General features: G+C 70.5%; 10 protein-coding genes and 1 pseudogene. 8 read left to right on the forward strand and 3 right to left on the reverse strand.

What is annotated here, in order from left to right; all coding sequences use genetic code 11:
* Positions 1-333 (reverse strand): annotated as a pseudogene (locus Q4I23_RS27180) (DNA-binding response regulator); the annotation flags it as partial.
* Positions 334-688: 355 nt separating this feature from the next.
* Here Q4I23_RS27180 and Q4I23_RS27185 point away from each other — a divergent pair.
* The 8 genes from Q4I23_RS27185 to msrQ all read left to right on the forward strand — a co-directional run bounded on the left by Q4I23_RS27185 (position 689) and on the right by msrQ (position 7,521).
* Positions 689-1,165 carry a tetratricopeptide repeat protein gene (locus Q4I23_RS27185; protein ID WP_454020828.1) on the forward strand — a complete coding sequence of 159 codons (477 nt, stop codon included), beginning with the start codon at positions 689-691 and terminating at the stop codon, positions 1,163-1,165.
* 196 nt (positions 1,166-1,361) lie between these two features.
* Positions 1,362-2,288: a DMT family transporter gene (locus Q4I23_RS27190; protein WP_498528274.1), complete on the forward strand. Its 927-nt coding sequence runs from the start codon at positions 1,362-1,364 to the stop codon at positions 2,286-2,288.
* Between the two features lie 152 nt (positions 2,289-2,440).
* Positions 2,441-3,373, forward strand: a complete 933-nt coding sequence (locus tag Q4I23_RS27195) for a sugar kinase (protein ID WP_498528275.1) — start codon at positions 2,441-2,443, stop codon at positions 3,371-3,373.
* 22 nt (positions 3,374-3,395) lie between these two features.
* On the forward strand, positions 3,396-4,145 hold the full coding sequence (locus Q4I23_RS27200; protein ID WP_454020825.1) for a GntR family transcriptional regulator: 750 nt from the start codon (positions 3,396-3,398) through the stop codon (positions 4,143-4,145).
* Complete coding sequence (gene eda, locus Q4I23_RS27205; RefSeq protein ID WP_149167328.1) at positions 4,142-4,777, forward strand: bifunctional 4-hydroxy-2-oxoglutarate aldolase/2-dehydro-3-deoxy-phosphogluconate aldolase; 636 nt, start codon at positions 4,142-4,144, stop codon at positions 4,775-4,777. The genes Q4I23_RS27200 and eda overlap by 4 nt, the downstream gene beginning before the upstream one ends.
* 5 nt (positions 4,778-4,782) lie before the next feature.
* Positions 4,783-5,811, forward strand: coding sequence for a Gfo/Idh/MocA family protein (locus tag Q4I23_RS27210; RefSeq protein ID WP_498528276.1), 1,029 nt, complete (start codon positions 4,783-4,785; stop codon positions 5,809-5,811).
* 119 nt (positions 5,812-5,930) lie between these two features.
* Entirely contained in the window at positions 5,931-6,878 is a 948-nt protein-coding gene (msrP, locus tag Q4I23_RS27215; protein ID WP_454020823.1) for a protein-methionine-sulfoxide reductase catalytic subunit MsrP, read from the forward strand.
* 1 nt (position 6,879) lies between these two features.
* On the forward strand, positions 6,880-7,521 hold the full coding sequence (gene msrQ / locus Q4I23_RS27220) for a protein-methionine-sulfoxide reductase heme-binding subunit MsrQ (protein WP_454020822.1): 642 nt from the start codon (positions 6,880-6,882) through the stop codon (positions 7,519-7,521).
* A 7-nt stretch (positions 7,522-7,528) separates the two neighbouring features.
* Here the strand turns inward: msrQ and Q4I23_RS27225 are convergent, their stop codons facing one another.
* Positions 7,529-8,332 carry an ABC transporter ATP-binding protein gene (locus Q4I23_RS27225; RefSeq protein ID WP_498528277.1) on the reverse strand — a complete coding sequence of 268 codons (804 nt, stop codon included), beginning with the start codon at positions 8,330-8,332 and terminating at the stop codon, positions 7,529-7,531.
* Positions 8,329-8,910, reverse strand: a 582-nt coding sequence (locus Q4I23_RS27230) for a FecCD family ABC transporter permease (RefSeq protein WP_498528278.1), incomplete at its 5' end; no start/stop codon positions are given. The genes Q4I23_RS27230 and Q4I23_RS27225, both read right to left, overlap by 4 nt.

Below are 8,910 nucleotides of genomic sequence, written 5' to 3' on the forward strand. Positions count from 1 at the left end.
CGCCCGCACCTCGGCGCTGACCACCGGCTTGACCAGCACGTCGTCGGCCCCGGCGTGCAGCAGCTCCACCGTCGTCGTCACGCAGCGCCGGTCGAGCAGGCAGAGGATCGCCGCCCCGACCTGATGCGCCCGCAGCGCCGCCACGCAGCGCGCCGGGTCGTCGACGCTACCCAGGACGATGGCGTCGTAACCCAGCCCGTCCGCACCCTGCTCCTGCAGCAGTTCCTCCAGCCCGGCCCAATCCTGGCGGTCGTAGCGGATCTTCCCCATGCCGAGCTGACGGCCGAGCGCGTCGGCGATCAGGGGGTTCGGTTCAACCAGGACAGCGCGCATGGGATTCTCCGCAACAGGGGTTTCAACTAGAGGGCGGGAGGACAAGGCACTTAAAATTTTCCTTAATTCCGAGTGCTTTATTTTCTCACACCCCCAGGTAATAGCCTTCCTGTACCGCGAGTCAACCATTCGGCTTACCTCAAGGGATAATGTTACGGCCCGCTTTTATATGACTTTTAATATCCGTTAAGGCGTAGATTCTTGTCTGCTCTTTGCCTCGAAATTCGAAGCATTTTCCATCCGAGTTGCCCGCAACGCCGCACATCGGCGCACGCTACCCCACAGGCTTGAACCGGGCTTTAACCCGGTTGTATTTCACTGGTGGCGAGAGGATGCGAACGGGGGAGAGGAACCGATGCCGACCCGCAACCGACAGGCGATTGCCGGAACCGTCCTCACGGGCGTCCTCCTGCTGGCGGGCGGCTGCGCGATGACCTCCCCGCCCCCCGACACCGCCTACCGGCAGGCGCTGGAGGCGGCGGTAGAGGCCGGGCGGTGCGAGGGGCCGACGGTGGAGGCGCTGTGGACCGCCTACGACCGCTGGTTCGCCGTGGCGGCCAGCCTCGCCTCCTATCACCGCGGGACAGAGGCCGGCGCCCTGCTGCGGCAAGGCGAGGCGTTCCGCATCCTGGGCTGCCCCGCCGCGGCGCGCGACACCTACGAGACGCTTCTCCAGCGCTTCCCCGATCCCGATTACGAGCTGGAGCGCAACGCCGCCCGCCGCGGCCTGATGGACTTGCCGATCAACCCGCCGACGCCCCTGCTGCGCCCGGCTCCCGCCGTCACCTCGGCCCTGCGCGGCCCCGTCGCCGTGGATCGCGGCGACGGCTGAACTGCAGGTCCGTCTTGTGGATTCGCGGGGCCGGGCCGTATGGCTGCCATGACGCTCCGCACCATTGTTCCCAGGCATGATATATCAGTAACCTGACGGTCAACCGGGCCGAGACCCGGGCCATCCTTCCGATTGCTGCCCTCCTGCCTGGAAGCGCCCTCCGGCCATGCCCGACTGCTCCCGACCCCCGGAAGGGGTGTCCGCCGCTCAGACCGTGTCGTCACATGGCCGCGAGCGCCGCGACGATCCCGTGCGCGGGATTCTGATGGTCGTCGCCGCGGTTTTTTTCTTCTCCTGCTCCGACGCGACGGCGAAGTATCTGGCCCAGACGCTGCCCTCCATCGAGATCGGCTGGATGCGCTACGTCGGCTTCACCACGCTGCTGCTGCCGCTGATGATCCGCGGTGGTCCGCCGGTGATGAAGACCGCCAGCCCCGGCCTCCAGGTTCTGCGCGGGCTGGGCATGCTGGGCTCGGCGCTGTTCTTCATCATGGGCATGCATTACCTGCCCCTGGCCGAGGCGGCGGCGACCAGCTACGTCTCGCCGGTCTTCGTCACCGTGCTGTCGATCCTGGTGCTGGGCGAGAAGATCGGGCCGCGCCGCTGGGCGGCGGTGCTGGTCGGGCTGCTCGGCGTGCTGATCGTCATCCGGCCCGGCGGGGCGGCCTTCCAGCCGGCGGCCATCTTCCCCATCCTGTCGGCGATGAGCTGGGCGACCGGCGTGGTCATCACCCGCAAGATGACCGGGCAGGAGCACCCCACCACCACCCTGATCTGGTCCGCCCTGACGGGCCTTGCCGTACTGACCGTGCTGCTGCCCTTCAACTTCACCATGCCGACCGCAACGGAAGTGGCGCTGGGCGCCCTGATCGGGCTGGTCTCGACCATGGGGCAGTGGCTGATGGTCCAGGCCTACCGCTTCGGCGAGGCGTCGGTGCTGGCCCCCTGCTCCTACGTGCAGATCGTCTGGTCCACGCTGCTGGGCTTCCTGATCTTCGGCGCGCTGCCCGACCACTGGACCTTCCTCGGCACCGGAATCATCATCGCCAGCGGCCTCTACACCGCCCACCGCGAGCGGCTGCGCAAGAAGCAGCAGCAAAACGCCGCAGCGCCCGCGCCATGACCATTGTTCGGCATGACGATTCCCCGAAAAGCCTTGCTTCCGACATTGATATATTAGTATACTTGCCCTTGGGAGGCACGGGACTAAAAACCCGTGTTGTTCGAACTCTTTAGCACAGACTGGCGGATCGGACCGCCGGACGGGGGATGGCGATGGGTGAGTCCGCGCGCCGGGTTGCGGCCCTTGGCGAATGCATGATCGAACTGGTGCGCCGTCCCGACGGCACCTTCACCATGGGCTTCGGCGGCGACACCCTGAACACCGCCGTCTACATGGCGCGGCTGGGCGTGGCAACGGATTACGTGACGGCGCTGGGCGACGACGGCAACAGCGACGCCATGGTCGCCACTTGGGAGGCCGAAGGGGTCGGCACCGGCCATGTGCTGCGCGTTCCCAACCGGGTTCCCGGCCTCTACATGATCGAGACGGACGACAGCGGCGAGCGGCGCTTCCTCTACTGGCGCGATTCCGCGCCGGCCCGCGACCTGTTCGTGCTGCCCGACAGCCCGGGGCTGGTGGCCGATCTGGAAGGCTACGACCTGCTCTACATGTCCGGCATCAGCCTGGCCATCTGGGGCGAGCGCGGGCGGGAGGTGCTGTTCCCCATGCTCGACCGCCTGCGCGAGCGTGGCGGCCGCGTCGCCTTCGACACCAACTGGCGTCCCCGCCTGTGGCCCGACCGCGAGACGGCGCAGCGCGCCTACGACGCGATGCTCCAACGCACCGACATCGCCCTGCCGGGCGTCGAGGACCTGCGCGGCCTCTACGGCGACGCCGATGCCGACAGCGCCATGGCCCGCGTGCGCGGCGCCGGTGTGACGGAGATCGTGCTGAAGCTGGAGAAGCCGGGCTGCATCGTCTCCGCCCCCGGCGTCGAGGAGACCGTGCCGTCGGAGAAGGTCGCCAAGGTCGTGGACACCACCGCGGCGGGCGACAGCTTCAGCGCCGGTTATCTCAGCGCTCGCCTGAAGGGCCTCGGCCCGGTGGAGGCGGCGCGCTCCGCCCACCGCATCGCCGCCGTGGTCATCCAGCACCGCGGCGCCGTCATCCCGCGCGATGCCATGGCGTCCGTGCTGGACGGCTGATCCCCTGACGGAGGGACCCTCCATGCCCCCAGCCCCAACGCCCATCGGCCAGACGTCGACCGCCCCGGGACCCATGAAGCCGCCCCGCGCCTCGCAGCGCGGGACCACGGCGGCGGCGGCCATCTACCGCGACCTGCGGGCCGACATCGTGTCGCTGGCCCGCAAGCCGGGCGACCCGATTGTGGAGAAGCTGGTGGCCGAGGCCTTCGGGGTCAGCCGCACCCCGGTGCGCGAGGCCGTCCTGCGGCTGGCCGACGAGGGGCTGGTGGAGGTCTTTCCGCAATCGGGCACCTTCGTGGCCCGCATTCCCATCGCCGCCCTGCCGGAAGCCAACCTGATCCGCAAGACGCTGGAACAGGCGACCGTCCGCTTCGCGGCGGAACGCGCCACGCGCAGCCAGGTTGCCGCCCTCCAGGCCAATCTGGAGCGCCAGCGCGAGGTCGACGCCTCGGGCTGCGCCGACGGTTTCCATCAGGCGGACGAGACGTTCCACGCGCTGATCGCCGACATTGCCGGCTATCCCGGCTTCTGGCCAATCACCCAGCAGGTGAAGGTGCAGATCGACCGCTGCCGCCATATGACCCTTCCCTACCCCGGTCGCTTGGCGACCGTCATCGCCGAGCACGAGGCCATCGTCGCCGCCATCGCGGACCATGACCCCGACCGCGCGGTGAAGGCGCTCGGCGACCACATCGACGGCCTGCTGCTGACCATCGACGACATGCGGCACGCCACCCCATTGTATTTCTCTCCTGCCGAGGCCCTGACATGACCCACCCGCGTCTTGAACCCTCCCTGTCCGGCCCGCGCATCGTCCCGGTCCTCGTTCTCGACGAGCCGGACACCGCAGTCGCCCTGGCCGAGGCGCTGGTCGCCGGCGGCCTGACCACGCTGGAGGTGACGCTGCGCACCCCCGCAGCGCTCGCCTGCGCGGAAGCCATTGCCGCCCGCGTTCCGGGCGCCCTGGTCGGCCTCGGCACGCTGATCCGGCCGGAGCAGTTCGCCCAGGCCCGCGACGCCGGCGCCCGCTTCGTCGTCAGCCCCGGCCTGACCGACCGTCTGGCGGAGGCCGCCAAGACCGCCGGCCTGCCCTATCTGCCGGGCATCGCCACCGTGACCGAGGCGCTGATCGCCATGGAGCACGGCTTCCGCGAGCTGAAATTCTTCCCGGCGATGTTGAACGGCGGCGCCCCGGCGCTGCGCGGCATGGCACCGCTGATGCCGGAGATCCGCTTCTGCCCGACCGGCGGCCTCAAGGCGGAGCATGTGAAGGAGATCCTGTCGCTCCCCAACGTCTTCGCGCTCGGCGGCACCTGGCTGACCCCGGCCGACGCCGTGAAGGAGCGCCGCTGGTCCGAGATCGAGCGGCTGGCCCGCGAGGCCTCCGCCCTGGCCCAGGGCTGAGCCGGATGCGGCGGCGCGTCGGCGTGATCGGGCTGGGCATGGCGGCGACGCCGCACGCCCAGAGCCTGCTGGATCTGGCGGACCGGGTGGAGGTGGCGGGCTGCTTCAGCCCGTCCGCCGAGCGCCGCACCGCCTTCGCGGCGCGCTTCGGCCTGCCGGCGGTGGACCGGGCGGAGGCGATCCTCGACGATCCCACCGTCTCCGCCGTCCTGCTGCTGACCCCGCCGGACACCCACGCCGACCTCGTCGCCCGCTGCGCCGCCGCCGGCAAGCACGTCCTGCTGGAAAAGCCGCTCGACGCCACGCCAGCCGGCTGCCGCGCCGTGGTGGAGAGCATGGAGCGCGCCGGTCTGACGCTCGGTGTCATGCTCCAGCACCGCTTCCGCGCCGCCGCCGAACGGCTGGCCGAACTGCTGCGCACCGGCGCGCTGGGCCGTCCGCTGTCGGCCTCCGTCGTGGTGCGCTGGTGGCGCGACGACGCCTATTACGCCCAGCCGGGACGCGGCATGAAGGCGCGCGACGGCGGCGGCGTTCTGCTCACACAGGCCATCCACACGCTGGACCTCTGTGTCAGCCTGCTCGGCCTGCCCCGCGACGTCGCCGCCTTCGCCAACACCAGCGGCCTGCGCCCCATCGACACCGAGGACGTGGTGTGCGCCGCCCTGCGCTACGATGGCGGGCTGCTCGCCACGGTGGACGCCACCACCGCCGCCTATCCCGGCTATCCGGAGCGCATCGAGATCGCCGGCACCGCCGGCTCCGCCCTATTGATCGGCGACCGGCTGGAGGTGCAACTGCGCTCCGGCGGGACGGTCCAGGCGGGGGAGACGGCGGGCACGCTGGGCGGCGGGGCCGATCCCATGGCCTTCTCCAACGCCCACCACCGCGCCGTCCTGGCCGACTTCCTCGACGCGCTCGACCACGGCACCCAGCCGCGCGTGTCCGGGCGGGAGGCGCTGAAGGTCCACCGGCTGATCGAGGCGATCCTGCAATCCGCCGAAAGCGGCGCCGTCACGGCGATTCCGGAAGACTGACCTCACGTCACGCTCACGAACTCGTGTCCCGCGCTTGATTTGCCGGGAGCGGCGCCCAAGGCTAGATGAGGGACGGGGGGCGCTGTCGCCTCCCGGCGGCTTTCCTGTGGAGAGTGTTCATGCTCATCAAAGTCCGGAGCGCGTCGCAGGCCAGCGAGAACGAGGTGACGCCCCGCGGCCTGTTCCTGTCCCGGCGCTCGATCATGGCCGGCGGCGCCGCAGCCCTGGCGCTCGGCGGCTCGGGTGTCCTGACGGGTCCGGCGTTGGCCGCGCCCTTCCAGGCCCCGCTGACGGTCAGTCCGAAGGACCCCAAGATGGACGCCCAGACTCCGATGAAGTCGGCGACCAGCTACAACAATTTCTATGAGTTCGGGACGGACAAGACCGACCCGTCCGAGAACGCCGGCACGCTGCGCACCCGTCCGTGGGAGATCGCGGTGGACGGCGATGTCGGAAAGCCCACCACCTTTGGCATCGAGGATCTGCTGTCCTTCCCGCTGGAGGAGCGCGTCTACCGCCTGCGCTGCGTCGAGGGCTGGTCGATGGTCATTCCCTGGGTCGGCTTCCCGCTGGCCGAGCTGCTGAAGCGTGTGGACCCGACCGGCAACGCCAAGTACGTCGCCTTTCAGACGCTGGCCGACCGCTCCCAGATGCCCGGCCTGAAGTATCCCGTGCTGCAATGGCCCTATGTCGAGGGGCTGCGCATGGACGAGGCCATGCACCCGCTGACCATCCTCGCAGTCGGCATGTACGGCGAGACGCTGCCCAACCAGAACGGCGCGCCGGTGCGGCTGGTCGTGCCGTGGAAGTACGGCTTCAAGTCGATCAAGTCGATCGTCCGCATCACCCTGACGCAGGACCAGCCGCCGACCTCCTGGAACCGCTCGCAGCCGCGCGAGTACGGCTTCTATTCGAACGTGAACCCGGAGGTCGACCACCCGCGCTGGAGCCAGGCGACGGAGCGCCGCGTCGGCGAGTTCTCGCGCCGCAAGACGCTGCCCTTCAACGGCTATGGCGAGGAGGTGGCGTCGCTCTACGCCGGCATGGACCTGAGGAAGAACTACTGAGATGGCCGCAACGTCGAAAGGCCCGGTCGCCCAGGCGTTGTCCTCGCGCTGGGCGAAGCCGGCGGTGTTCGTCCTGGGTCTGGTCCCGCTCGGCTGGATGGTCTGGCTTGGCCTGAGCGGCGGGCTGGGGGCCGAGCCGGTGGCCGAGGCGGTGCGGCAGAGCGGGCTGTGGGCGCTGCGCCTGCTCCTGGTCGCACTCGCCGTCACGCCGCTGCGCATCCTGACGGGTCAGGCGGGGTTGGCGCGCTTCCGCCGGATGATCGGGCTGTTCGCCTTCTTCTACGCGCTGCTGCACGTCTCCGTCTATGTGGGGGTGGACCAGTTCTTCGACTGGGCGGCGGTGTGGAAGGACATCGTGAAGCGGCCCTACATCACCGTGGGCATGGGCGCCTTCGTGATCCTGACGGCGCTGGCCGCGACCTCGACCAACGGCATGGTGCGGCGGCTCGGCGGGCGGCGCTGGAAGGCGCTGCACAAGGCGGTGTTCGTCGCCGGGGCGGCGGGCTGCGTCCATTACGTGATGCTGGTCAAGGGCTGGCAGTACCCGCCCTTTGTCTACGCGGCGATCCTGCTGGGTCTGGTCGCGCTGCGCTACGCGAAGTCGCCGGCGGCGGGGCGGCTCTCCCCGTCCTACCGGACCTGAACCCGCCTCAGCCCGGCCTCCTAAGCCCGACCGGCAGACACACCCGCATCCCGTCCGCACCCACCGCCACCACCTCGACTTCCGTCCCGTAGACCTCGCGCATCATGGCGGCGGTGATGACCGCCTCCGGCGTGCCGAAGCGGGCCAGCCGCCCGCCGTGCAGCAGCGCCACCCGGTCAGCGATGGCGAAGGCCTGCTCCGGATGGTGGGTGGAGAAGACGACCGTCAGCCCCTCGCCCCCCTCGCCGTCCGCCAGCCGCCGCACCTGCTCCAGCACGCGCACCTGATTGCCGAAGTCCAGGCTGGCGGTCGGCTCGTCGAGCACCAGCACACGCGGCGCCTGGGCCAGGGCGCGGGCGATCAGGGCCATCTGCCGCTCGCCACCGCTGATGCGCAGCCAGTCGCGCTCGGCCAGATATCCGATGCCCAGCCGTTCCAGCGCGGCCTCGGCGGCGGCATGGTCGGACGCGGCGGGGGCGCTGAAGGCGCCGCGGTGGGCGGTGCGGCCCATCAGCACCATCTCGCGCACGGTGAAGGGAAACTGTCCCGCCCCCGCCTGTGGGACATAGCCGAAGGCCAGCGCCCGGCGGCGCGGCGACCAGCCGGCGGTGTCCTCGCCATCGACGCGCACCCGACCGCCGCGCGGCGGCAGCAGGCCGAGCAGCGTCTTGAACAGCGTGGTCTTGCCACCGCCGTTGGGGCCGAGCAGGCACAGCACCTGCCCCGCCGCCACGGCGAAGCCGACCCCGGCGCCGACCACCCGCTCGCCGTAGCCGAAGGCGAGATCCTCCACCGACAGCCGCGCGCTCATGACCAGCCGCGCTTTCCGAAGGCGAGCAGCCAGAGGAAGACCGGCGTGCCGATCACCGCGGTCAGGACGCCGAGCGGCAGCTCCACCGGCCCCAGGCTGCGCGCCAGCGTGTCCACCGCCAGCAGATAGGCCGCCCCCAGCAGCACCGCCGTGGGCAGCAGCCGGACGAAGGCCGGGCCGACCATCAGCCGGGCGAGGTGCGGCACCAGAAGCCCGACCCAGCCGACGATGCCGCTGACCGACACCGCGGCGGCGGTCATCAGCGTCGCCGCCAGGATCACCACGATCCGCACCGCCCGCACCGGCACGCCGAGCGCCGTCGCCTCCTCGTCGCCCAGCGTCATGACGTCGAGCCGCCAGCGCAGCAGCACCAGCGGCAGCAGCGCCACCGCCACCGGCGGGACCAGCGCCGCGAGGTCGCCGCGGTTGACCGCCGACAGGCTGCCGAGCAGCCAGAAGGTGATCGCCGGCAACTGGTTGTAAGGGTCGGCCAGATACTTCAGCAGCGCCACGCCGGAGCCCAGCAGCGCCCCGATCACCACGCCGCCCAGCACCAGGACCAGCACCGGGTCCCGCCC

The organism is Azospirillum sp. UFLA03-27 (assembly GCF_059803775.1).

Bases quoted from the DNA above. Each gene is read 5' to 3' on its own strand.
- Q4I23_RS27200 (WP_454020825.1), top strand. From the start codon at position 3,396: ATGCCCCCAGCCCCAACGCCCATCGGCCAGACGTCGACCGCCCCGGGA.
- Q4I23_RS27185 (WP_454020828.1), top strand. From the start codon at position 689: ATGCCGACCCGCAACCGACAGGCGATTGCCGGAACCGTCCTCACGGGC.
- eda (WP_149167328.1), top strand. From the start codon at position 4,142: ATGACCCACCCGCGTCTTGAACCCTCCCTGTCCGGCCCGCGCATCGTC.
- msrQ (WP_454020822.1), top strand. From the start codon at position 6,880: ATGGCCGCAACGTCGAAAGGCCCGGTCGCCCAGGCGTTGTCCTCGCGC.
- Q4I23_RS27195 (WP_498528275.1), top strand. From the start codon at position 2,441: ATGGGTGAGTCCGCGCGCCGGGTTGCGGCCCTTGGCGAATGCATGATC.
- msrP (WP_454020823.1), top strand. From the start codon at position 5,931: ATGCTCATCAAAGTCCGGAGCGCGTCGCAGGCCAGCGAGAACGAGGTG.
- Q4I23_RS27225 (WP_498528277.1), bottom strand. From the start codon at position 8,332: ATGAGCGCGCGGCTGTCGGTGGAGGATCTCGCCTTCGGCTACGGCGAG.
- Q4I23_RS27210 (WP_498528276.1), top strand. From the start codon at position 4,783: ATGCGGCGGCGCGTCGGCGTGATCGGGCTGGGCATGGCGGCGACGCCG.